The organism is Labilibaculum sp. DW002 (assembly GCF_029029525.1).
Taxonomy (GTDB): domain Bacteria; phylum Bacteroidota; class Bacteroidia; order Bacteroidales; family Marinifilaceae; genus Paralabilibaculum; species Paralabilibaculum antarcticum.
The window spans coordinates 858,979-883,268 of record NZ_JAKJSC010000001.1 but is presented as its reverse complement, the minus strand read 5'-3'; the positions used below and the strand labels follow the sequence as shown (position 1 = coordinate 883,268).

Genomic DNA, 24,290 nt, shown 5'->3' with positions numbered 1-24,290 from the left:
TTCCGCTTAAATATAATCATAATTTAAAAGTATGGTTCACTTGGCACTTTCAAATAGTTTATAGTTGCTACGACGTAAGTGTTGCGATTGAAACAACAAATAGCATCTTGTATATTCAGTTTTAAACGATAAAAAAAACCTCGAAAAGTTGAGATTCGAGGTTTAAATAAGAAGATCTTTTTTTTAATTAGTTTGCTCTGTTTTTCTTGTGTAGGTAAATTTAACTCTGGACGTCCATGTTTTTCCTTGATCTTGTGACGTTTTATTTTCCACGGAAAAGCTATTGCCATTTAATTTTGTGTAAGAGAATTGTTTACACATTTTCTTTGGGGTCTTTTCTGCTGTAAATGACACATTAGTATCATCTAGTACCAAGGTCTTATTAGTAAAGTTACCTTGCATCACTTCTATGTTGGAAGTGAAGTCGTTAAAAGCAGAAATTTGATAAGATTTTAGGTCTGAGTTATAAGTGTAACGAACATTAATTCCTATTGGGAAATTTCTCTCGTAGCTCATTTCTTCTTGCAGCATATTGGTCGAAATATAGCTAATTTTTGATTGAGTAGTTCCCATTTCTTGCCATTCTCCTCTGCGATTTATGAATTCCATTTTTACTTCCCATTCGCCTTCCAAAAAATCAAGTTTAGAAATTTCCTCCCTTCTAGGCATTACCAGAAGGTTTTTATCAAATTCAGGATTTATTTCTACTTTCTCTAATTGAACAACCCTGTTTCTTTGCCAAAAGCCTCGTTCGGTGTAGAAGGGGATAACTACACCTTCAATTGATCTAAAGTCATCAAAGTACATTTCTGCAGGAACTGGCTGTGCAAAGTCTACCCATGGAGCTTCACATTTGTATTCCAAATAGGTGTTTGTATCCAAATACCATGTTTGCGTGGTTCCGTTGGATTTGTTGATTTTTAGAGCATAGGTTTCGGTTCCATCTATGTCTTTCTTTCCCAAATATTCAACAGTATGACCTTTTTCTTTATAGTTTAAGAAAGGAGTAAAGAACTCTGCTTTTTGCTGGAAAACATCAGTTTCTTTTGAGTTGATGTTTCTTGCGTAAAGAATCTCTTGCCAAGGATCAATCGTCCAGCCTTTTTTTCCATTATACGATTCGATTATGTGTTGTTCTCCCAAATGGAAGTCTGCATAGTAACTGCCTTTCTTAGTTTTGTAAGCCATGTAATCTTTTTCAAGACTAAAAGCGGTGAATGTACCTGTTACTTTTATGCATTCAATATTATTCCAATTGTCTGATCCTCCATGTGCTTCTATGTGTTTCGCAATTATTTCTTCAGCTGTTTGGGCAAAAAGAAGAGAAGGAAAGGAGAGAAAAAGAACGATAAATAGAATTTGAATATTTCTTCGTTTCATGAGTATTTCATTAAATAGTAAAAGTCAAGTTAATTGTAATGAAGATTTGGCTTAGTTTGCTAAATCATAACAAGCCATCTCACTTAGGTTTCTTAGGTAAAGTTTACCTCCAGAAAAAGATGGAGCAGTCCATGATTTTCCTGTAATGGCCTGAAAACTGCCCATTTCAGTATATGCACTTGGTGTTGCTTTTACTTGTATTAATTTACCCTTATCGGATAATACTAATAATTGGTCATTAACACGTATAAGGCTGCCTTTTCCATAGCCTCTTTTTGTCCATTTTTTCTCGCCAGTTTCCAAAGAGACACATTGAAGAGCTGCAACATGAAATCCATAAATACAACCATCGTGGTAAACAGATGAAGAATAATCATTTTTCATGCTTGAACCACGGATGATTTCTGTTGGTTTATTTGCTTTAATATCGAATACAATGAAACCGCTACTTCGAACTGATGACAAGAAAACTTTACTGTCGTCAAAAACTACAGGCATAGCCATTGTGTTGGCAAACTTTGAAGTGTTCGTCCATAGTGTATCACCTTGAGTGTTTAAGGCGTAAAGTTTACCTGAATTTGCAAAAATAATGTTTTTAACTCCATCAATATTTGCTATTGCTGGAGAGCTATAACCTGCTATTCCTGTACCACTTTTCCATAGCACATCACCAGTGTTTTTATCGAAACTGATGAATGCTTTTTCATTACTTCCACCAACTTCTACTATGAGATTATTGTCTATTATTACCGGAGATGAGCTAAATCCCCAACGGGGAATCTTACTTTCAAAGTCTTTCATGAAATCAACTTGCCAGTCAATTTTACCATCTTTACGATGACATGCTGTAAGTTTTCCGTAGCTACTTAGACAGTAAATGCGATCTTTATCAATAGCAGGAGTTGATCTTGGGCCATCACCAAATTCATCAAAAAACAAGGAGTCCACTTTGCTTCTCCAAATTTCATTTCCTGTTTTGGCATCGTAAGCAGCAATGAACTCGGAACCGGTAATGCTATCCTGTTTTTCGCTAATCATGGTGTATAAGCGATTTTTAGAGATTGTGATTTCAGAGAATCCATCGCCTAATTTTTTCTTCCAAAGTAATTTGGGACCAGTTGTTGGAATTTGATTTAGTTTAAGTTCTTCATTGACTGCTCCATTTCTATTCATGCCTCTAAATTGATTCCAATCTTTTGATGGAGCATCTTGTGCATTAGCAAAGGGGACCTGAAAAACAAGTATGGCTGCTATAATGCAAAAGTTTAGTTTAATTGTTTTCATGCTTATTTGGTATTAGATGTTTCAAAATTATAAAGTAGATGAGTTTTGATGATGCATATTAAATACTTTTGTATCCTGTAAATCAAAACGTTCACAAGTATTTGTGAAGCAAACATTACGCCATTATTTAGAAGTAGCACCTACTTAGATTTTTACGAATTCTCTAGATGTTTTAATTTGTTCAAAATGCGCACGGAAATGAACAGTATGTGTTCGTAATTGGATGCTTGTAATGCATTAAAAACAAGTGCTTATGGTATTTGTTTAGGTCTTATTTAAAATGTCTATTAATTGTATGGATGTGTTCTAGAATAGTCTTTAGAATCTAATATCTATTACATAAATTCTGAGATTTGTATAATTGAAAGTTGAAAGAGCCTTTTTGTGAATGGTTAGAATAAATAGAGGGAGATTTTATGGATGTTTTTAAGCCGGTGTACACCGAATTGAATGATTGTCAGGATTGTTACAAGTGCATTAGAGAGTGTAAATTAAAAGCCATTAAGGTGGTGAATAACTCGGCACAAATTCTTCATAACGACTGTATTTATTGTGGAACTTGTACTTTAATTTGTCCTGTAAATGCAAAGAAAGTTCGTGATGATTTAAAAAGCGTTAAAGGTCTGCTCAAAAGAAAGAAACAAGTAATTGTATCTTTGGCACCATCTTTTGTTACCGAATTCCCTAATTTATCTGATGATCAGATGGTTTCGGCTTTAAAATCTCTTGGGTTTTTTGCGGTCTCGGAAACTGCTTTAGGTGCTCAAGAAGTTTCAAAGCAGGTTTCCAGTTTTATTGAAGATCAAAAACAGGGTATTTACATATCTTCAGCTTGCCCTTCTGTGGTGGAGATGATTTGTAAGCATTATCCACAGTACAAGAATAATATTACTCCTTTTTTATCACCTCTACTGACTCATGCAAAGTTTCTTAAGAAAGAATATGGAGAAGATAATCATGTTGTTTTTATCGGTCCTTGTATTGCAAAGAAATCCGAAAGTGATGAATTTCCTGATTTGTTAGAGGCATCACTAACTTTTTTGGATCTTAAAAAATGGTTTGAAGAAGAAAATATTGATCCATATTTATTCCCAGAAGAAAAGAAGCATGATATTTTTGTTCCAGGTAAAGCTGGAAAGGGAATTTTATATCCTATAGATGGTGGTATGATTATGGGTGTTAAAAAAAACACCACCGCGACCGATGCTGTATATATGACATTCTCAGGGATTAACAACATACAAAATGTTTTAACAGACCTGGAGAAATATAAAAAACCTGGGGTGATGTTTTTGGAACTTTTAGCTTGTGACGGTGGATGTGTTAATGGGCCAGGTACAGATAAAAATTACTCAACAGCTATAAAGCGTTTGGAAGTAATAAACAAGGTAGGTGATGAAGCGGGAATTACATTAAATGTAGATTTCCCAATTACTAGAGATTTTGATTCGATAGAAGCAATTGAAATTGTTGAGCATTCGGAAAATAGTATAAAAGAGGCCTTAACCATGGTCGGTAAATATTCCGATAAAGATGAAATTAATTGTGGTGGTTGCGGTTACAACAGTTGTCGTGAATTTGCAGGTGCCTTACTTGAAGATCGATCTGAGCCAAATATGTGCGTGTCCTATATGCGTAAAATTGCACACGAGAAATCAACAGCATTGTTGCGCAAAATTCCTTCTGGTGTAGTAATTGTTGATGATCAATTAAAAATTAGGGAAGCAAACCTAAGCTTTGCCAGAATGATGGGTGAAGAAATAGAACAATTGTACGATACAGTGCCAGCTTTAGTTGATGCAGACTTGCATAAAATTGCTCCCTTTCATAAATTATTTTCATCTGCACTATCTACTGGTGTTGATAATCTAGAGCGAGACATTCGTTTTGGTAATAAAATGTTTCACATTACAATTTTTAGTATTCATAAAAACAAATTAGTCGGTGCGATTCTTCGCGATATGTCACAGCCATACATTCAACGTGAAGAAGTAATTTCAAGAGCAAAATCAGTTAATCAGAAGAATTTAGAAACGGTTCAAAAAATCGCCTATCTTTTAGGTGAAAATGCTTCAGAAACGGAAGAAATGCTGAACTCAATCGTTGAGTTTTATACATTAGCGAAGGAGAAATAACCTATGGTAAAATCCGATTATTACATAGAAGTTGAGTGCCAACAAAAGAATTTTGATGGTCAGGCAATTTGTGGAGATGTTTTTATGTCTCGAAAAATTAAAGAGGAAGGCCGAACAATTTTGGTATTATCCGATGGCTTAGGTAGTGGTGTAAAAGCCAATGTCCTTGGAACTTTAACAGCTTCTATGATTCTGAATTATATGAAAGTGAATAAGGATATTCGCAAAGCTGCAGAGGTAATAATGAAAACTTTACCAGTTTGTAGTAAACGAAAGGCTAGCTATTCTACTTTCACAATTGTTGAAATTGAGTGCGACGGAGAAACTCGAATTATTCGCTATGATAGTCCAGATTGCTTAATTGTAAGAGGTTTAGAGAGTTTTACACCTGAATGTGAGGAACTGAAATTAAATGGCGATAACAATCTTGGTAAGGTGTTGTATTCCTATCGATTTAAGGCAGAAAAAGAAGATCGAATCATATTTTGTTCCGATGGAGTAAGCAATTCTGGAATGGGAACGCAGCGATTGCCTTTTGGTTGGGGAATGGAGAATGTGGATCAGTTTGTAAAGTCATTAATTCGTAGGCAACCTTATATTTCAGCTAGGCAACTAGGAGCTTCGGTAGTAGACAGAGCTTGTGCTAATTACGCAAATAAACCAAAGGACGATACCTCCTGTGGGGTTCTTTATTTTCGTGAGCCGAGAAATTTATTAATCTGCACTGGACCTCCTTATGAACGTACAAAAGACGCTCAATTGGCAAAGCAGGTAAAAGAATTTGAAGGAAAAAAAGTAGTTTGTGGTGGTACAACAGCAGGTATTATATCCCGTGAATTTGATAAACCAGTTGAGATTGAATTAACAATTACCGATTCTGAATTACCACCCATATCACATATTGAAGGTATCGATTTGGTAACTGAAGGGATTTTGACTCTTGGAAAAGTGCAGCGATTACTTAAAAGTTATAAGGATCTTTCCTCTTTGCGTCATGGTCCTGCGGATCAGTTGGTTCGAGTTTTGTTGGAAAGTGATAAGATATTTATTGTTAATGGAACGAAAATTAATGTTGCACATCAAGATCCTAATTTACCAATGGAGTTAGAGATTCGCAGAACGGTTGTGAAGAATATTGTTACACTACTAGAGGAAAAGTTTTTAAAAGAAGTAGATCTTAGCTATATTTAAAATGTAAATAACCTAAAGTGGCATGGGGTATTGTTTTAAAAATTCCTAAGAGGTGGATGGTTTTGTTGATGAAGTGGAATTTGTAATGATCCTCATAAAACATGATTCTAAAGACAAAACTAAATGGCCGAAAAAATCGAAATTACCATTTGTTTGGGAAGCTCCTGCTTTTCAAGAGGTAACGGGAAAGCTCTAAAAGCAATTAATACATTTCTCGAAGAAAATAAATTGAAAGATAAAGTTTTCTTTCATGGAGAATTGTGCACAGGAAATTGTGCGAAAGGACCAATATTAAAGGTTGGGGATGACTTGCACGAAGAGGTAGACCATGAGAGTGTTGTTGAGATTTTAAACGGCGTTTTCGGACTCGTTTAATGCCATCTATTTACCATTCTAAAAATTCTTCTTATGCCTTTAATCGTAACCAATAAGGACAAGTGTAATCTTAGTTTTACTTGCATTCGGGTTTGTCCTGCAAAAGCAATTAAAATTGAAGATGATTTTGCTAATATCATAAAAAACAGGTGCATCGGATGTGGAAACTGCGTATCCGTTTGCGCTCAAGATGCGATTGAATACAGAAGCTCAGAAGATCTTGTTAAACAATTGCTAGCAGGTAATGAGCCTGTGATTGCAATTTGCGATCCAAGTATATCTGGTGAATTCGACGATATCCTCGATTTTAGGAATTTTGTAGGAATGATTCGTGCTTTGGGATTTGATTTTGTAGTGGAAGCTGCATTTGGTGCTGATCTTGTTGCTTATCGATATAAAGATTTGTTTAAGAATTTTCATGGAAAATATTACATTTCAACAAAGTGTCCTGCTTTGGTAAATAACATTGAGAATTTTCATCCTGATTTAGTGGATAACTTGGCTCCAATTGTACCTCCAGGTGTTGCAATGGCAAAAGTTGTGCGAAAAAAATATGGTAAGAATGTAAAAATTGTCTCCCTTTCACCCTGCGTAGCTAGTAAGGATGATGTGAAGGCATTTAATGGTACTGATGGTAATATTCATGCGGTACTTAGTTTTGTTGAACTACGAAAATTATTTAAGGAATATGGAGTTTCAGAAAATTCGGTCGAATTTTCTGAGTTTGATCCGCCATTTGCTAAATTGGGAGGATTATTTCCAATAAGTCATGGTTTGTTTCAAGCTGCTGATATTAATATATCCATGCTAAATGGAGGAATAATTAGTACCGAAGGAAGAAATAATTTCCTTCGATCAATAAATGAATTCAAAACTCAACATGACCTTAATCAACATTTGGATTTATTTTACTGTGAGGGTTGTATTATGGGACCAGGAACTTCACCTGGAGGGCGGAAATTTTCTCGTAGATCTCAGGTAATAAGATATGTACGTAAGAGGCTGAAGACTTTTGATGAAGAGAAATGGCAGAAAGAAATTAATGAATATTTAGATCTTGATTTAAGCAGAGGTTTTAAATCAAATGGTCGTGAATTACCAGTGCCTACAGAAGATGAAATTCTAGATGTTTTGGTTGAGATGGGAAAAGGCAAGATTGAGGATCAGTTAGGTTGTGGATCTTGTGGATATGAATCTTGTAGGGAGTTTGCTATAGCAAAATGTCAAGGTTTAGCCAATTATGAGATGTGCTCGTCTTTTACCATTAAAAATATGAACAACTACATAAAAGAGCTCGGAAATATTAATGATAAATTGTCTAAAACAAAAACCGCTCTTAAAGAATCTGAACGAGTAGCTAAGGAGGAAAGGAAATTAGCCCAAGAGGCATCCGAAACGGTTTCAGCGATGTTGCAAAAGCTTCCTTCAGGTGTTGTGATTGTTGATGAAAGTTTAAAAGTAATAGAGTCGAATAAAACTTTCGTTGATTTGTTGGGAGAAGAAACTCGTATGTTAAATGAAATTATTCCAGGTTTAGTAGATGCCGATTTAACCAAATTAATACCATTTCATAAACTATTTTCTTCTGTAATATTAAACGGAGAGGATATTTTAAATAGAGATGTTCATTTTGGGAATAGATTATTTAATGTCTCAGTTTTTACAATCAAAAAAAATAAGATTGTTGGTGGTATAATAAGGGATTTATACGCTCCTGAGGTAAGACGAGAAGAAGTGATTGGAAGGGCCAGAGCAGTTATCAAGGAAAATCTTCAAACAGTGCAACAAATTGCTTTCTTATTAGGCGAAAGTGCTTCAAAAACAGAAAAGTTATTGAATTCCATTATTAAATCTCACGCCTCGGGAGAAGAAGGGAAAGGAAAATAATGGACGAAAAATTTCATATAGATATAGATTGTCAGCAGGTTTTTCATCATGGTGAAATGATTTGTGGAGATGTGTTTCTTTCCAAAAGAATAAAGGAGGAAAATCGGACCATTGCAGTTTTGAGCGATGGGATGGGAAGTGGTGTGAAAGCGAATGTTTTGGCGACCTTAACAGCTTCCATGGCGATGAATTTTACGGCAGAGCATAAGGATGTTAAAACCATTGCCGAAATCATCATGAATACACTTCCGGTTTGTAGCGTAAGAAAGGTTAGCTATTCCACTTTTACCATTATAGATATCGAATATGATGGAAGAACTCGAATAATAGAGTTTGATAATCCATTGTGTGTGGTGATGCGTGGGGCAGAAGTTTTTGATCCTGGTTGGAGAACGATTCTATTGGATAGTGAAGAAAATCAAGGAAAAGAACTTCGTACTTGTGAATTTACTGCTCGTAAAGAGGATCGGATTCTTTTTTGGTCCGATGGGATTATGCAGTCGGGAATGGGAAGTCGAGAATTGCCATTTGGTTGGGGACATGAGAGTGCTTTAAAGTATGTTACCAATATCGTAAAATCAACACCTTATATATCTGCTCGTAATCTTGGTATGCAGCTGGTAAAGAAAGCTGCTCGAAACGATCATGATGAATTAAAAGACGACACTAGTGCAGGTGTTATTTATTACAGAGAACCTCGTAAATTATTAATTTGTACAGGTCCGCCTTTCGAAAAAGATAAGGATGCAGAATTGGCAATGCGAGTGTATCATTTTAAAGGCAAAAAAATTATAAGTGGAGGTACAACAGCTGAAATTTTGGCTCGAGAACTCAATTTGAAATTTGCTGCGGGTATGAAAATTACTGATCCTGAATTACCTCCTGCTTCTTACATGGAAGAAATAAACCTAGTAACGGAAGGGATTCTAACAATTGGTAAGGTTGCACGTATTTTGGAAGATTACAATAGTGATTATGATCTTGGTGAAGGTCCTGCAGATCAAATTGTTCATTACTTATTGCAAAGTGATAAGATCTCTATTATTTCAGGTACACGAATAAACTTTGCACATCAAGATCCTAGTTTGCCAATTGAACTGGAAATTAGAAGAACAGTTGTGAAAAAGATTGTAAGTCTTTTAGAAGAGAAATTTTTGAAAGACGTGAGTCTAACATTTATTTAATGTAGGTTGCAAGTAAATTTAGTAGTTTCTGGCTAGCGATTGGTTTTGCAATGTAATCATCACAACCCGCGGCCAAACTTTTCACTCTGTCTTCGGCCATTGCATAGGCTGTCTGAGAAATAATAGGAATGTTAGGGCTTATTATTTTTATTGCTTTTGTAGCTTCGAAACCATTCATAAATGGCATTTGGATATCCATTAAAACGAGATCAATTTTATCTTTATGATCTTCGAACATTTCAACAGCTAATTTGCCATTCATTGCCCAAAGTACTGAAGCACCAGTTCTTTTAATAACTTCTTCTAGAAAAAGAAAATTGGATTCAACATCTTCTGCAATTAAAATTGTTTTCGATGACCAATCATAGGATTCTTGATTCATTGGGTGATTTTTGGTTTTGTAAATAGCACGCGAATAATTCAAATTTATACAAAATTCTGCGTATTAAAAATAAGTTCGGTTATATAGATTCCCTATAAAATAAGAATAATTTCTAGCATAATGATTAATATTATTGCTTTTAATATACTATTGAATTAGTAGGGGGAAAGATTTGTTTTACGGTATTTGATTGTCTTTCGTTCCTTAATTGTTATTTTTGATAATCATTGATTGAATTTTATACCTACATGATCTCTAAACTACTCAAATTCTGGCTAATTGTTAGCTTATCTCTTATTTGCTTTTTTTCGAAAGCACAAATTTCTCACGGGGGCAGTCCTTTGTTCAAAGATGCAAAATTTAAGAGTACAATTCCGGTTACTTATTTGCCACGATTTGAAAAAGCTAAGATGCTTAAAGATGAAGTGTTTGTAAGTGGGGAAAGCTTTTTGAAACACGCACAATATGCTTATCAATATCAAAACATTTATAATTCGAACAATTCTGGGAAATGGGAAAAGTTGGAAGATGGAAGAATGGTGTGGCGTATCTTTATATCATCTCCAGGAGCCTTCTCTTTAGGTCTTGAGTTTTCTAAGTTCAAATTGCCTAAGAATGCAATGTTGTTTGTCTATAATTATCAAACGGCTCAAGTTTTAGGTGCTTATACAGAAAAAAACAACAAGGCATCAGGGAAATTTTCTATAGAGCCATTAGAAGGAGATGAGATTATTGTTGAATATATTGAGCCTTTCGGTGCTAAATTCGAAGCTGAAATTGAAATTGGTGCAGTTTTGCATGATTATAAGAATATTTTTAATCAACTAAAAGGTGAGAAGTCATCCGTTAAAACATCAGGTTCTTGTAATGTAAATATAAACTGCCCAGAAGGTGATGATTGGCAAATTGAGAAGCAATCAGTGTGTCACATTTTGTACAATGGCTTTATCGCTTCTGGAGCATTAATTAACAATACTAGTTTTGATGGTAAACCATATCTTTTAACTGCTCATCATGTTATCGATTCACAAGGAGATGCGGAGGATGCCATTTTTTATTTTAATTATGAGGCGGCAGATTGCGAATCAACTACAGGTTCAAAATCTCAATCAATTTCGGGAGCAGACCTGTTAGCAACAACCAGTCATTTAGATTTTACACTTCTAGAATTGTCAGTAATGCCTCCAGCTTCTTTTTCTCCCTATTATGCAGGTTGGGATAGAAGTGGAAGAATACCTTTAAATACGACTTGTATACATCATCCTAATGCCGATGTGAAAAAAATATCAATGGATTTTGATGCTCCCATTACAGATTCTTACTCCGATACAAAATATACATTCGATATCAACACACATTGGAGAATTGTCGATTGGGAGATTGGAACAACAGAAGGAGGATCATCAGGTTCCCCTTTGTTTGATGAAAATCATCGAATTGTAGGCGATTTGACTGGTGGAGAGGCTGATTGTGAGGAGTCTGTTAATGACTATTATGCAAAATTTTCCGAGAGTTGGGCAAATTTTTCGGAAGCCAATCAACAATTAAAAGTTTGGTTAGATCCTTTGAATTTAGGATTGAATGTACTGGATGGTATGGATCCTTACAAGGGACTGAGAGCTAATTTTATCTCGTCAAATGATAGTATTTGTTATTCTAGTCAGCTTAGCTTGGAAAATATATCTCAAGGCGAACCCGATGAATATTTGTGGGATTTTGGAGAAGGTGCTATACCGCAAAGTTCGACAGAAGAAGGACCTCATGAAATCAGTTATACGAGTTCTGGTGTGAAAGAAATAAAATTGATTGTTAAGAAAAATGGGATTTTAGATAGTGTGAGTCGTGATATTTTAGCTATGGATTTTCCAAGCGCAAACTTTGATTTTACGGTTGATTTACAAAAAATACAGTTCATTAATTCTTCGGAGCAAGGCGAGACTTACTCATGGGATTTGGGAGATGGAACCAGTTCTAGTGAAGAGAATCCAGAACACGAATACAAGAATTCGGGAAATTACACCATTACGCTAGAGGCAGAGAATAGATGTGGAACTAATTCTTTTGCAAAAATGGTTCAGATGAATTATAATGATTTGATTAAGGTTTATCCAAATCCATCAGATGGTTTATTTGCAGTTGATTTGAGCCAGATTATTTATATAAGAACCAATTGGACGGTTTACGACTCGAAAGGAGCTCAAGTGCGTTCTGGTATCGTTTTTAATTACAATAGTTTAATCAATTTCGATTTAAAAGGAATGTCCTCGGGTGTTTACATTTTAAAATTGGAAATTGATGGAGAAATACTACAACGAAACCTACTACTTCGGAATTAAGAATTACACTCTCATCCATTAAATAGCTTATTGGATGAGAGCAAATATTCTATTTCTCAATTTTCTCAAAAGAGGTTACAATTCCTTTGATCAATGATGAGCTAAAACCATTATGCTCCATCTCATTCAAACCAAGAATAGTACACCCCTTTGGTGTTGTTACCTTATCAATTTCAAATTCAGGGTGCATTTTACGCTCAATCAACAATTCTGCTGCACCTTTTACCGTTTGATTTACCATGGCAGTTGCAGTTTTTGAATCCAAACCAATTTGAATTCCCCCCTGCACCATAGCACGAATAAATCGTAGAACGTAAGCCGTTCCACAAGCACCTAATACAGTTGCAGCCTCCATTAGCTCTTCATTAATAATTAGGCTTTCACCAATGGAATCAAAAATGAATTTTACTTTCGCTGTTTGTTCTTGATCTGAATTCTTACCGCAAATACAAGTTACAGATTCTCCAATGTTGGCAGCAATATTTGGCATTGCTCTAAAAACGGGAAATTTGCCATCTAACATTTCAGAGATTTCAGCAGTACCAAGTCCTGTAGCTAGTGATACGATTATATGTTCTCCTTCAATTAAAGCAGGTTTAATCTCCTTTATAATTTTAGAGACATTATACGGTTTAACAGCAATTAAAATAATGTTCGATTTGCTAACAGCGTAACAATTGTCAGATGTAATTTCTGCACCTGCTTCTTCCAAATCTTTAATTAGAGATAGATTACGTCGGGTAGCAATTACATTCTCAGAAGAAAAATCTTTATCATCTAGAAGTCCTTTTGCTATCGATTTACCAAGGTTACCGCAACCAATAACACTAATTTTTTCATTTTTCATACACTAAATAATATAAGGTGATTTTGAAAGAGGTGTGACAACTTTTAAATCTGAAATATAAAAATACTAATTTTTGGGGAGTTAGTGCTTTTGTAAATTTGCTTTACTATTATTTTGTAGTAATTAATAGTCTGTGAAATCTAATTTTAGTAGGTGAATTTTCTTTGATTTTGTCTCATTTAAACTTTCATTTTTTACTTTAAAAAAAATATCTACATTCGTAAACCGATTTAGTAAACCGATTTAGTAAAAAATATACTTTGAAGAAGAAATCAATTAAAGATATCGCTCAAGATCTTGGTCTATCAAAAACCACTGTTTCTTTTGTACTTAATAACAAAGGAGATGAGAAAAATATTAGCAAAAAAACGCAAATAAAAATTCTTGACTATGTAAAAAAAGTAGATTATCATCCTAATCAAATTGCAAAGAGCTTAAAACAAGGACAAACCAATACCATTGGTTATTTAGTTCCGGATATTTCCAATCCATTCTTTGCAAAAATTGGACGTTTGCTTGAAGATTATTTTTGGGAAAAGGGGTATCACCTTCTTATTGGAAGTACTGATGAGAATAAAGATAAAGAAACTCAGGTGCTTAACATGTTTGTAAATCGACAGGTCGATGCTTTGATAGTAGCTTCATGTTTTGAAAATTTAGGAATGCTAAAAACATTGGCGGCTCAAAGATTTCCAATGGTTTTCTTTGATAGAGAGAGTCCAGATTTTAATGGAAACTACATATTAGTAGAGAACAAAAATGCTATGAGATCGGCAGTTGATAAGGTGATTAATAAAGGAGCCAAACGAATTGGCTTGTTATCAATTACACCAAATGTTTATTCTCTAAAATTAAGAATAGACGGATATAAGCAAGCTTTAATTGAAAATAATATCGATGTAGATGAAGATTTGATTCGTGTTGTTGAAATCGATGATTTAAAAGAAAGTTCGAAAACGCAATTAACCTTCCTAATGGAGCAAGGGGTGGATGCAATTGCATTTACAAATAACCAGATAACAGCACATGCAATTTGGTTAATGAATACAGCCTTTAGGGAAGATTTGGATCGAATGAATTTTGTGAGCTTTGATAATCTTGACTTGTTCGATTATTCTTTGCCTATAGTAACTTCTGTAGCACAGCCAATTAAGGAAATTGCGCAATATTCGGTTGATATTTTAGAAGAAGTAATGAAATCGAACAAAGAAGAAAGTAAAAGAATAGAATTGAAACCAAGATTAATAGAACGTTAAATTAGACAATTAATTTTACCTACTGAGGTAGGCGAATAAATTAAATTTTATGAAAGAGAAAACTTCAATTGGAAAGATCCTTCCTGTAATGTTTGGATTTTTTATTATGGGATTTGTTGATGTTGTTGGTATTGCAACCAACTATGTCAAGCTTGATTTTAACTTAAGTGATACCGTTGCGAACCTGCTGCCCGTAATGGTGTTTTTATGGTTCTTAGTTTTTTCTGTGCCTACAGGATTGTTAATGAATAAAATTGGCCGAAAAAATACGGTCATGTTGAGTATGGCAATTACATTTTTGGCGATGCTTGTGCCTTTAATAGCATATAATTTTACAGTTATATTAGTTGCATTTGCTTTATTAGGTATAGGGAATACAATTATTCAGGTTGCATTAAATCCTTTGTTAACGAATGTTGTTTCGGGAGATAAATTAGCTAGTAGTTTAACTTTAGGGCAATTTGTTAAAGCGATTGCAGCCTTTTTAGGACCAATTATCGCAGGTTTTGCTGCAGGTAGTATGGGAAATTGGAAATTAATTTTCCCATTGTACGCTGGAATTACCTTATTATCAACAATATGGTTGTGGTCAACATCGATTATTAAAGAAGAACAAGAAGAGAAAAATGTATCTATTTTAGGATGTTTTAGTCTACTTAAGGACTCTTATATTTTAGCTTTTTTCGTGGGGATTTTACTAGTAGTTGGAATTGATGTTGGTTTAAACATTACCATTCCTAAATTCTTAATGGAGAGATGCAGTATTCCATTGGAACAAGCAGCTTTAGGTATTAGTCTATATTTTGTAGCTCGTACTGTTGGAACATTTTTAGGAGCAATTATTCTGGCAAAATATGCGCCGGCTAAAATCTTTGTTTATAGTATTATTCTTGGTGTTTTTGGATTCATAGGAATGTTGTTTGTAACCAATTTAGTTGTTCTTTCAGTATTCATATTTATCGTTGGTTTTGCATGTGCTAATTTATTCTCAATCATTTTTACTTACGCACTTAAAAGACAACCAGAAAGAGCAAATGAGGTATCTGGTTTAATGATTATGGGTGTTTCTGGTGGTGCTATCGCTTTATTCTTAGGAATGGTTTCAGACTATGTTGGAAGTCAAATGGGTGGAGTTGCTGTTTTATTAGTATGCTTACTATATTTCTTCTATTTGGGAAGATTATTTACCAAAACGGATGCGAAGTAATATTCGATTAACGATTTAGATTATGAATATTTGGAACGATAAGAGAGTTGTATTGACTCTTGATGCAGGAGGAACAAATTTTGTTTTCTCTGCAATGAAAAGTGGAGATGAAATTGTAGAACCAATTCGTAAGCCATCAAATGCAGATCAGTTAGATTTGTGTTTACAAACGATTATTGATGGTTTTCAGGAGGTTTTAAATATAGTAAAGGAAAAACCAGTTGCAATTAGTTTTGCATTCCCAGGTCCTGCTGATTATAAAAGTGGAATTATTGGGGATTTGCCTAATTTGCCTGCTTTTAGAGGAGGAATTGCTTTAGGACCAATGTTACAAGAACACTTTAAGTTGCCAGTTTTCATTAATAACGATGGAGATCTTTTTGCATATGGCGAAGCTTTGGGTGGTGTACTTCCTGAGATCAATAAAAAATTAGAAGAGGCAAATAGTCCGAAAAGGTATAAGAATATTCTTGGAGTTACACTAGGAACCGGTTTTGGCGGTGGTTTGGTACGTAACGAGGAGTTATTTGTTGGTGACAATTCAATTGCTACGGAAGTTTGGTTAACAAGCTCACGATTGTTTCCAGAGCGTTTTGCTGAAGAAGGAATTAGTACACGTGCTATTCAAAGAGTCTTTTTAGAAAAAGCAAAAGGTAATTATTCAGAAGAATTAATGCCTAAAGATGTTTACGATGTCGCTATGGATGCTAATAATTCAGATCAAAAAGCAGCACTAGAGGCTTTTGAAATGTTCGGAAGATGTTTGGGCGATAGTTTGGCCAATCTTTTAACTGTGATCGATGGTATTGCAGTTATTGGAGGGGGATTAACTGGAGCTCATGATTTGTATATGCCAGCAGCATTAAATGAAATGAACGGAAAATGTTATACTGCATCGGGGGAATCTCTTCCAAGATTGGTGCAAAAAGTTTATAATATTGATGTCGACTCGGAATTTGTTGAATTCGCAGAAGATAAATCTTCAGATATAAATATTCCAGGAACGAATAAAACCATAAAATATGATCCGAATCCAAGTATCGCTATTTGTTCTAGTAAACTAGGAGCAAGCAAGGCTATTGGTATTGGAGCTTATGCCTTTGCATTAAAGAATTTGTAACAAACGATCTATAGTAATTATGGAAAGAAGAAGCTTTTTGAGAAATTCAATTTTATTTACTGGTGGAATCGCTCTTTTGGGAGCAGGTAATATTGCTCATGCAGATGAGATTTCCTATGTTTCTAATAGACCTGCTATAGCTAAGCGGAAGTTTGTTAGTGATGCAGTTGAACAAACAATTGAGAAGGTTAAGAAGGAAATTTCAAATCCAGAATTGTCTTGGATGTTTGAAAACTGCTTTCCAAATACTTTAGATACGACAGTACAATATTCGGAGCAGGATGGATCTCCCGACACTTTTGTAATTACGGGAGATATTAATGCGATGTGGCTGAGAGATTCAACCGCACAAGTTTGGCCATATTTACCATTGGTTTCGGAAGACAAAAAATTACAAGCATTGTTTCAAGGATTGATCAATCGTCAAACAAAATGTGTATTGATTGATCCTTATGCAAATGCTTTTAATAAAGGAGCTGATGGAAGTCATTGGGAGAGTGATTTAACTGAAATGAAGCCAGAATTGCATGAACGAAAGTGGGAGATAGATTCACTTTGTTATACCATTCGTTTGGCTTACCATTACTGGAAAACGACTAAAGATGATTCTTGTTTTGATGAAAATTGGCAAGGTGCAGCTCGTTTAATTGTGAAAACATTTAAGGAGCAACAACGAAAAGAAAATCAGGGTCCTTATTCCTTTCAGAGAAATACAACCAGAACATACGACTCGTTACCTGGTGGAGGTTATGGAAATCCAATTAATCCAGTTGGATTAATTGTGTCTTCGTTCCGACCATCTGATGATGCAACGGTGTTACCATTTTTAATTCCATCTAATTATTTCGCTGTTGTTTCCTTAAGGCAGTTAGCTGAAATTTTCACACATACTGGATCGAATAGTAAATTGGCAAACGAAGCACTTTCATTAGCAACCGAAGTGGAGGAAGCACTTGAGGCTTATGCAAATTCTGATCATTTGCATTTTGGAGAGATTCTTCCATTCGAAGTAGATGGTTTCGGTAACAAGTTGTTTATGGATGATGCAAATATTCCGAGTTTACTTTCTTTACCATATCTGGGTGCAATTAGTAATTCAAGCTCCTTATATCAAAACACTAGAGAGTACATTTTGAGTAAAAATAACCCATGGTTTTTTAAAGGTAAATATGCCGAAGGTATTGGGGGGCCGCATGTCGGAATTGATATGATATGGCCTATGAGCATCGTAATGAGAGCATTAACCTCAGATAATGAAGAGGAAATTATTTCCTGTTTAAAAATGCTGGTTGCGAGTCATGCAGATACTGGTTTTATGCACGAAACATTTCATAAAAACAATCCTGAAAATTACACTCGATCGTGGTTTGCTTGGGCAAATACTCTGTTCGGGGAATTAATATTTAAACTGTATAAGGAAAGACCTGAAATTTTATCAAGAATTTAATTGGTCTTTAAAGTTTGTAGTAGTAGTGTGCTACCCCGGATTGGGAAATTAAATGATTTTCCTTTCCGGATTTTTTCATAAGAGGTGAGATTAGATTAGAAACCCAGGCTGTGGCCTGGGTTTTTTGTTTATGCGGTAATATTTTCTGAAACAATCTCCTTAAATGAAAATTGATATTCCTCATTGTATAATTTCACATACATTTTAACGTAGTGTTCATAGCTTTCCATTGCTAAGCTGTGTTTTCCTTGTTTAGAAAGGAGACTGCACTTTACCCTTAAGGCAGTTTCATTCATCTGATCAAATTCAAAGATCACATTCGAAATGGCAAACCTAATATTGGTGTCAAGATTTAGTTTGCTTACCCAGTCCTCTAATGAGCTAACAATCAGTCCTGTTGTTTTATCTTTAAATGGATCTAACCATTCAGGTTCAATATCTCTAAGTAATGTACCTCTGTTTAAGATATGAATTATTTTCTCGAATTGAATTTTATTCTTGTCGGTAGTTTTAAGCTCATCTTGAATGCTAGCGATATCGCAAAAAACATTGTCTTGTAGAATTATTTTCCAGTAGTTGTTATCAAATACAATTTCAATTCCATCGATATCTTCTAGAATACTCCTTAATTTTTTAATATTTACACCTCTATTGTTCTTTGCTTTAGCTTCTGGTTTGTCTGGCCATAAAAATTCTTGTATTCTTCTCGATGAAATGCCTTTTCCATCTTCAATTGAATAAAGCAAAATAAGGAGGAATAATTCCTTTAGCGTAGGGCTAAAACGATAAGTAATATCTTTGCCTTTTTGTCCAAATACCTGAAAGCCACCAAATAAAAGTATCGCATTAATTTGTGGTAGCTCATAGGTTGGTATTTTTTCCTGAAAACTATTTATAGGTTCCTGAATTATTTGCTCCTTTTTGAGTTTAGCTTTAATTTTTTGTCGAATAAAGAAAATAAGAAACAAAAGGATAGATGCTAATAAAGCATAAAATAGCTTGACGGATAAAGGAAGCGTGTTATTATACATGTTTATTTCGTTAGCTGAACCAGGTTCATAACTAATTGTATAAACAGAAATTTCATAACTCTCACCTTCAGTTTCTTTTGATGTTAGAGCGATTAATTTGTTTTCGCTTTCCCAATAATACAAATCAGCAAAAGATTTAATATCAACAAATTCGTAAGGTATACTATCACCAATAAAGTAAAGCTTTGGATCATTGAGAAAGCCTTTTGCAACTTTTAGATAAGTGCTGCTTTTTTGACATGGAAACATTAAAGTATAGAATGAGCTATCTTTTTCGGTTAATGTTAATGAATTAACAGGTAGATATTGAAATTGATCATCCTGCTCTAAAGCCCATATTTTTTTGATATGCTTTTTGGCAAAATCTATTTTATAAAGATCATAGTAAAATTCTTTACCTAGAATTTGTTTTCCAAGTGGATTTCCAAGTCCTCCAAAAAGGTAGCCAATAGTTGAGTCTTGCTTTCCAATTCCAAAGGATGATAGATATCTAGGTTCAATAGTATCACCTGAAAATTGAAGTGTTTTCCATTTCTTTTCTGTTTCATCAAAAGATTGAATCAAATTGGAATAAGAGTAATAGCCATATCCGAAAAGAGTTGTTATTTCTTTAGATATTGGATGTATTGTTTTGTTGTGATGCCAGAATTTAGGCGTGTCATCTGTTTTTCGAGGAGCATCTTGTTCCCATGAATTGGACGATTTTGAAAACTTAGTTGTAGAGTTTTCATTAAAGCTATAGGTGGTTAATTGTGAATTAATACCATAAATTATCTGTTGTGATTTTTCTAGTATTGGTAGGCCTTTAACGTCTTTAATCGCACTTAGTGTATTTGTTCTTAAATCGAATGATTTAATTTCTCCACTTGTAAAAACAAATTGAAGTATTTCATTCTTTTTATCAAATGCAATTGCAGGAATTTTATCAAATGAAAAAGTATTTACTTTTTTCCATTTGTTGTGATAATCAATTACCCATCTAGGATTATATAGCTTAGCAGTTCTGCTCGATAAGATATCTTTTATTTCAGTTTGGTTTGTTTTGCGAAAAGGCCATAAATGTTTAGGAGTTCCGTTAACGTGTATGCCTAAATCCTTAATAGACATGGAAGGTACTTCTTCAATGTAAAAGCCGTATTTATTTACAACACCTAATGAGAGTGAAAATTTCGAAGAATTAGGAAATTCTATAGCGTTTTCAAATTTATGCCCTCCTAATGAAAAATAGATCATATTGTTTTCACAATCGATCTTCAATTCTAGTGGTATCCATCTGTTTCGAAGTAGATCTAGATCATCCAAATTACAATGGATTTTAGTTTCTCTTTTGTTTAGAATAACATATAGGTCAGGTTCATTATAGGTAATCTGAATCAGATTTTTTCCATTTTGCTCTTTTAAGGATAATATTTCGCCATAGTGAGTTTCAGTACTCCGCAAAGAAATCATGAAATTAAGAGTAAAACTGTTTACGTACGAAATGTTATTCTTATGAGTAATGTCTATTCCTGTTCGATTTTCCTTCGAAACTTCATTGGACTTAAAATAAACACCATGATCTGCATGGAGAATAAATGAATATATGGTTAGGGCAAATAATACAAGTAAAAATCTCATTATATAATAGTGGGCTTTGATAATGTTCAAATATATCTAAATATAGCAAGACTTTAAAGATAAAAGCCTAAAAAGACTGAGATTATTGACTGATTAAGCCTTGCGAGAAACGTGTGAAGTTTTAGTTAAAATGAATAACAAAGTCTTTGTGAGAATTTATTACAAGGATTTGGGAATTGTTATGTGAATTTGGTTTTCGAATTAGGATTAGTAGGAAGAGGTCTAGAAGATAATATTCTCTATTTGTTAAAATATCTTAATTAAAAGCATATTAATGTAAGGGGTTGAAAGTGAAGAATTAAGGAGTTGATTAATGATTTTGAGTAGGCGATTAATTCAATATTAATCGTGAATTAATACGTTTGCGCTAATATTGGTTAAAGAAAAAAATAACACGATTTTTTTTGTTCATTGTATAATTAATAATTCTAACTATGAAGAAATGCTATTTACGAAATCTTCATTCAGGCCTATCTAACCCATTAGGTACTGGAAGTAAGATTGGGATTTTTGCGTTGCTTTTTGCAATAATGGTTTTGCCATTGTCTGCGAATGCAAACGTTGACAACTTAACCGATAACAATTCAACTGTTTCAGCTACCCAACAAGTAGTAACTGGAGCAGTAACTGAAGATTCTGGAATGTCACTTCCAGGAGTATCAGTGGTTGTTAAAGGTACTACTATTGGAACTGTAACTGATATTGAAGGAAATTATGAAATTTCAGTTCCAGATGCAAACAGTGTTTTAGTATTCAGTTTTGTTGGGATGCTAACACAGGAAATTACAGTTGGTTCTCAAGCTGTAATTAATGTGGTTATGGCAACAGACGCATTGCAGGTTGATGAAGTAATTGTTACTGCATTGGGTATTAAAAGAGATAAAAAAGCTCTTGGTTATGCCGTTCAGGACGTAAAGTCTGAAGAGTTAACACAAGCTGGTAATTCTGATTTGGTTTCGTCTCTTGCAGGAAAAGTTGCAGGTGTGCAGATCAATCAGTCTGGTGGTGGAGTTGGAGGAACTTCGAGAATTGAAATTCGTGGTACCAGTTCGTTGAGTGGAAATAATGCTCCTTTATGGGTCGTTGATGGTGTTCCATTTGATAATGGAAATAGCCGTGATGGTAGTATTTGGGGTGGAACATCTCGAGCAGGTGGTGCTTTTGACTTGAACCCTGAGGATATTGAGTCCGTATCGATATTGAAGGGACCTAATGCTGCTGCTCTTTATGGAGAACGTGGTGGTAATGGTGTCGTATTAGTTACAACTAAAAAAGGTACAAGAGGTAAAGGACTTGGAATTTCGTATTCTGGTGGATTTACAATGTCTAAGGCTGCATACATGCTAGATCTTCAAGATAAATATGGTCAAGGTACTAATGGTGCATATGATAATAGTAGTAAGTCTTCTTGGGGTCCTGAAATGAATGGACAAATGCTAGAATCATGGACTGGTGAGATGCTTCCATATGAAGCGCAAAAAGACCGTCTAGAAGATTTTACTCGCACAGGAACTACTCAAAAGCACAATGTTGCTTTTACAGGTGGAAATGATGATGGAGCTTACCGTGTTTCAGTTGGTAAGGATATCATGAAAGGTATTTATGACGAGCATGAAGTTGAAAAGTTAACTTTTGATTTAAGAGCGGATTACGATATTAATAATTGGTTAAACGTTGATACTAAAGTTTCATTTTTCAAGACAGAAGGTAATGAGCGTCCTGAAATTGGAAATTATTCATACGTATCATACTTTAATAGTATGCCAATGAATATTCGTAACCAAGATTTAGCTCCAGGATATGATATCGTAAGTGGACAGCATGTTGAAAAACTTTATACAACTGCAAATGCTAATTACAGAAATCCATATTTCTTGCAAGCTCAAACAACAAATTATGACGAAAAGAATAGAACTTTTGGTTATGTGGCTGCTAACATCAAAATTACTTCTGACTTAAAGGCAAAATTTAAGTATGGAATGGATTTTTATGATTTTACTTCAGTTGAAGGATATTTGTTTGCTGATAATGTAGATTCAAGTAGACCAAACTACAATCCAACTCAGTCAAACTTTAAGGAAGAAAACTACGAATTCTTATTGTCTTACAATAAAGAATTGAATGAAGATTTCACACTTGGAGTAAACCTTGGTGCAAACAGCATGAGACGTGTATCTAAAGGGTTGAGCGCAAATTCTGGTCGCTTATCGTCAGAAGGTGATTTTTTCTTAGCTGCTGGAGCAAATATTAAAGCTTCTGAATCAGCTTTAGAAAGTGAAGTTCGTTCTATTTACGGTTCTGGACAAGTTGCTTATAAAAACATGTTGTTTTTAGATTTCACAGCTCGTAATGATTGGTCGTCAACATTAACTGCAGCTGATGCGGATTACGATAACTCATATTTTTACCCATCTCTTAGTTTAAGTGGTATTGTTTCTGAAATGACAGAATTGCCAGATTGGGTGTCATTCGCTAAAGTAAGAGGTTCTTGGGCAAAAGTTGGAAAGGCTACAACTCCATATAATACAAGTCAATCATTTAGATTGGAGAGTGGTAACTTTAACTTAACAAGAGGTATCGTAGAACAACAAAGAGTTATTGAAGATCTTAAGCCTGAGATTTCTACTTCTTGGGAAGTTGGTGCTGACTTAAGATTTTTAGGTAATCGTGTAGGTATTGATTTTACTTACTATAACGAAGAGACAAAGAATCAAATTTTACCTGCTCCAGGTATTATAAGTTCTGGATATGAAACTTTACTGATTAATGCAGGATTAATTACCAACAAAGGTATTGAGTTGATGTTATCAACTGTTCCTGTTAAGACTAAGGATTTAACGATAGGTTTAGACTTTAATTTTGCGAAAAACGAGAGTATGATGGAGAAATTAGCTCCTGGTATTCCTGAGTATAATTTTGGTTCTAATGTAATGGCTATTCCTGGTGAAAAGTTAGGAGTAATTAGAGGTAGTGTATACGAGCGTAGCGAAAATGGTGAAATCATTATTGATGAAAACGGTTTAATGACGGTTGCTCAAGGTGATGATCATGTTATTGGAAATATCCAACCAGATTGGACAGGTTCTATTAATTTGAGTGTAGATTACAAAGGTTTATTCTTAAGTGCATTAGTTTCAATTCAAGAGGGTGGAGATATCCTTTCTTCTTCGGAACGTGGAGCTGTATCTGCAGGAACTGCTGAAAGAACAACAGAAAACAACAGAATGGCTTTCTTTGTTGATGGTGTAACTGCTGCTGGTGGAGCAAATAATGTTATTGTTTCTGCTGAAGAATACTGGAGACAAATGGCAAAAGTAGATGAAGAATTCATGTACGATGCTTCACACATGAAATTGAAGGAAGTAGCTATTGGTTACAACCTACCAAAATCTCTATTGAGTAAAATACCTCATAATCCGATTAAGAGTGCAAGGGTATCACTTGTTGGTAGAAACTTATTATACTTCTACAAGGATACACCAGGAACTGCTCCAGATGCAAGTGCTTACAGTACAGCTTTTGCTGCTCAGGCATTTGATTTTTCTCCAGTTCCTTCTACTAGAACTTATGGGTTCTCTCTTAATGTTGGTTTTTAATAGTTAAAAAGGATA

General features: G+C 34.5%; 16 protein-coding genes. 11 read left to right on the top strand and 5 right to left on the bottom strand.

Annotated elements, in window-relative coordinates:
* Nucleotides 1–183: 183 nt before the first annotated feature.
* Entirely contained in the window at nt 184–1,380 is a 1,197-nt protein-coding gene (locus L3049_RS03370) for a hypothetical protein (protein WP_275108375.1), read from the bottom strand.
* Nucleotides 1,381–1,431: 51 nt separating this feature from the next.
* Nucleotides 1,432–2,664, bottom strand: a complete 1,233-nt coding sequence (locus tag L3049_RS03365) for a PQQ-binding-like beta-propeller repeat protein (RefSeq protein WP_275108374.1) — start codon at nt 2,662–2,664, stop codon at nt 1,432–1,434.
* 416 nt (nt 2,665–3,080) lie between these two features.
* Here L3049_RS03365 and L3049_RS03360 point away from each other — a divergent pair, with 416 nt between their 5' ends.
* The 5 genes from L3049_RS03360 to L3049_RS03340 all read left to right on the top strand — a co-directional run bounded on the left by L3049_RS03360 (nt 3,081) and on the right by L3049_RS03340 (nt 9,436).
* A complete protein-coding gene (locus L3049_RS03360) occupies nt 3,081–4,799 on the top strand; it encodes a [Fe-Fe] hydrogenase large subunit C-terminal domain-containing protein (protein WP_275108373.1) in 1,719 nt (572 codons plus the stop codon).
* 3 nt (nt 4,800–4,802) lie between these two features.
* The gene (locus L3049_RS03355; protein ID WP_275108372.1) at nt 4,803–5,990 is read left to right on the top strand and encodes a SpoIIE family protein phosphatase; all 1,188 of its coding nucleotides are present in this window, start codon (nt 4,803–4,805) and stop codon (nt 5,988–5,990) included.
* A gap of 123 nt (nt 5,991–6,113) precedes the next feature.
* On the top strand, nt 6,114–6,365 hold the full coding sequence (locus L3049_RS03350) for an NAD(P)H-dependent oxidoreductase subunit E (protein WP_275108371.1): 252 nt from the start codon (nt 6,114–6,116) through the stop codon (nt 6,363–6,365).
* A gap of 33 nt (nt 6,366–6,398) precedes the next feature.
* On the top strand, nt 6,399–8,252 hold the full coding sequence (locus L3049_RS03345; protein WP_275108370.1) for a [Fe-Fe] hydrogenase large subunit C-terminal domain-containing protein: 1,854 nt from the start codon (nt 6,399–6,401) through the stop codon (nt 8,250–8,252).
* Nucleotides 8,252–9,436: a SpoIIE family protein phosphatase gene (locus L3049_RS03340; protein ID WP_275108369.1), complete on the top strand. Its 1,185-nt coding sequence runs from the start codon at nt 8,252–8,254 to the stop codon at nt 9,434–9,436. Before L3049_RS03345 ends, L3049_RS03340 begins: the two co-directional genes overlap by 1 nt.
* Here the strand turns inward: L3049_RS03340 and L3049_RS03335 are convergent.
* Nucleotides 9,429–9,818 (bottom strand): response regulator, encoded by a 390-nt coding sequence (locus L3049_RS03335; protein ID WP_275108368.1) that lies wholly within the window; start codon nt 9,816–9,818, stop codon nt 9,429–9,431. The two genes, L3049_RS03340 and L3049_RS03335, sit on opposite strands and share 8 nt — an antisense overlap.
* Nucleotides 9,819–10,066: 248 nt before the next feature.
* Here L3049_RS03335 and L3049_RS03330 point away from each other — a divergent pair, with 248 nt between their 5' ends.
* A complete protein-coding gene (locus tag L3049_RS03330) occupies nt 10,067–12,154 on the top strand; it encodes a PKD domain-containing protein (RefSeq protein WP_275108367.1) in 2,088 nt (695 codons plus the stop codon).
* Nucleotides 12,155–12,203: 49 nt separating this feature from the next.
* Here L3049_RS03330 and proC read toward each other — a convergent pair whose 3' ends face one another.
* Entirely contained in the window at nt 12,204–13,001 is a 798-nt protein-coding gene (gene proC, locus L3049_RS03325; RefSeq protein ID WP_275108366.1) for a pyrroline-5-carboxylate reductase, read from the bottom strand.
* A 260-nt stretch (nt 13,002–13,261) separates the two neighbouring features.
* On the opposite strand from proC, the gene L3049_RS03320 reads away from it, so the two are divergent.
* The 4 genes from L3049_RS03320 to L3049_RS03305 are packed head-to-tail and all read left to right on the top strand — an operon-like array spanning nt 13,262 to nt 18,031.
* Nucleotides 13,262–14,257 (top strand): LacI family DNA-binding transcriptional regulator, encoded by a 996-nt coding sequence (locus L3049_RS03320; RefSeq protein ID WP_275108365.1) that lies wholly within the window; start codon nt 13,262–13,264, stop codon nt 14,255–14,257.
* A 49-nt stretch (nt 14,258–14,306) separates the two neighbouring features.
* Complete coding sequence (locus L3049_RS03315; protein ID WP_275108364.1) at nt 14,307–15,464, top strand: MFS transporter; 1,158 nt, start codon at nt 14,307–14,309, stop codon at nt 15,462–15,464.
* Nucleotides 15,465–15,486: 22 nt separating this feature from the next.
* On the top strand, nt 15,487–16,584 hold the full coding sequence (locus tag L3049_RS03310; RefSeq protein ID WP_275108363.1) for an ROK family protein: 1,098 nt from the start codon (nt 15,487–15,489) through the stop codon (nt 16,582–16,584).
* 19 nt (nt 16,585–16,603) lie between these two features.
* Nucleotides 16,604–18,031: a glycoside hydrolase family 125 protein gene (locus tag L3049_RS03305; protein ID WP_275108362.1), complete on the top strand. Its 1,428-nt coding sequence runs from the start codon at nt 16,604–16,606 to the stop codon at nt 18,029–18,031.
* A 128-nt stretch (nt 18,032–18,159) separates the two neighbouring features.
* On the opposite strand, the gene L3049_RS03300 is transcribed toward L3049_RS03305, so the two are convergent.
* The gene (locus L3049_RS03300) at nt 18,160–20,679 is read right to left on the bottom strand and encodes a hypothetical protein (protein WP_275108361.1); all 2,520 of its coding nucleotides are present in this window, start codon (nt 20,677–20,679) and stop codon (nt 18,160–18,162) included.
* A gap of 434 nt (nt 20,680–21,113) precedes the next feature.
* Between L3049_RS03300 and L3049_RS03295 the strand changes: the two genes are divergently transcribed.
* Nucleotides 21,114–24,275, top strand: a complete 3,162-nt coding sequence (locus tag L3049_RS03295) for a SusC/RagA family TonB-linked outer membrane protein (protein ID WP_275108360.1) — start codon at nt 21,114–21,116, stop codon at nt 24,273–24,275.
* Nucleotides 24,276–24,290: the final 15 nt, after the last annotated feature.

Excerpts from the sequence above, each read along its gene's own strand:
- L3049_RS03370 (WP_275108375.1), bottom strand. The coding sequence starts at position 1,380 with ATGAAACGAAGAAATATTCAAATTCTATTTATCGTTCTTTTTCTCTCC.
- L3049_RS03365 (WP_275108374.1), bottom strand. The coding sequence starts at position 2,664 with ATGAAAACAATTAAACTAAACTTTTGCATTATAGCAGCCATACTTGTT.
- L3049_RS03360 (WP_275108373.1), top strand. The coding sequence starts at position 3,081 with ATGGATGTTTTTAAGCCGGTGTACACCGAATTGAATGATTGTCAGGAT.
- L3049_RS03355 (WP_275108372.1), top strand. The coding sequence starts at position 4,803 with ATGGTAAAATCCGATTATTACATAGAAGTTGAGTGCCAACAAAAGAAT.
- L3049_RS03350 (WP_275108371.1), top strand. The coding sequence starts at position 6,114 with ATGGCCGAAAAAATCGAAATTACCATTTGTTTGGGAAGCTCCTGCTTT.
- L3049_RS03345 (WP_275108370.1), top strand. The coding sequence starts at position 6,399 with ATGCCTTTAATCGTAACCAATAAGGACAAGTGTAATCTTAGTTTTACT.
- L3049_RS03340 (WP_275108369.1), top strand. The coding sequence starts at position 8,252 with ATGGACGAAAAATTTCATATAGATATAGATTGTCAGCAGGTTTTTCAT.
- L3049_RS03335 (WP_275108368.1), bottom strand. The coding sequence starts at position 9,818 with ATGAATCAAGAATCCTATGATTGGTCATCGAAAACAATTTTAATTGCA.
- L3049_RS03330 (WP_275108367.1), top strand. The coding sequence starts at position 10,067 with ATGATCTCTAAACTACTCAAATTCTGGCTAATTGTTAGCTTATCTCTT.
- proC (WP_275108366.1), bottom strand. The coding sequence starts at position 13,001 with ATGAAAAATGAAAAAATTAGTGTTATTGGTTGCGGTAACCTTGGTAAA.
- L3049_RS03315 (WP_275108364.1), top strand. The coding sequence starts at position 14,307 with ATGAAAGAGAAAACTTCAATTGGAAAGATCCTTCCTGTAATGTTTGGA.
- L3049_RS03310 (WP_275108363.1), top strand. The coding sequence starts at position 15,487 with ATGAATATTTGGAACGATAAGAGAGTTGTATTGACTCTTGATGCAGGA.
- L3049_RS03305 (WP_275108362.1), top strand. The coding sequence starts at position 16,604 with ATGGAAAGAAGAAGCTTTTTGAGAAATTCAATTTTATTTACTGGTGGA.
- L3049_RS03300 (WP_275108361.1), bottom strand. The coding sequence starts at position 20,679 with ATGAGATTTTTACTTGTATTATTTGCCCTAACCATATATTCATTTATT.
- L3049_RS03295 (WP_275108360.1), top strand. The coding sequence starts at position 21,114 with ATGAAGAAATGCTATTTACGAAATCTTCATTCAGGCCTATCTAACCCA.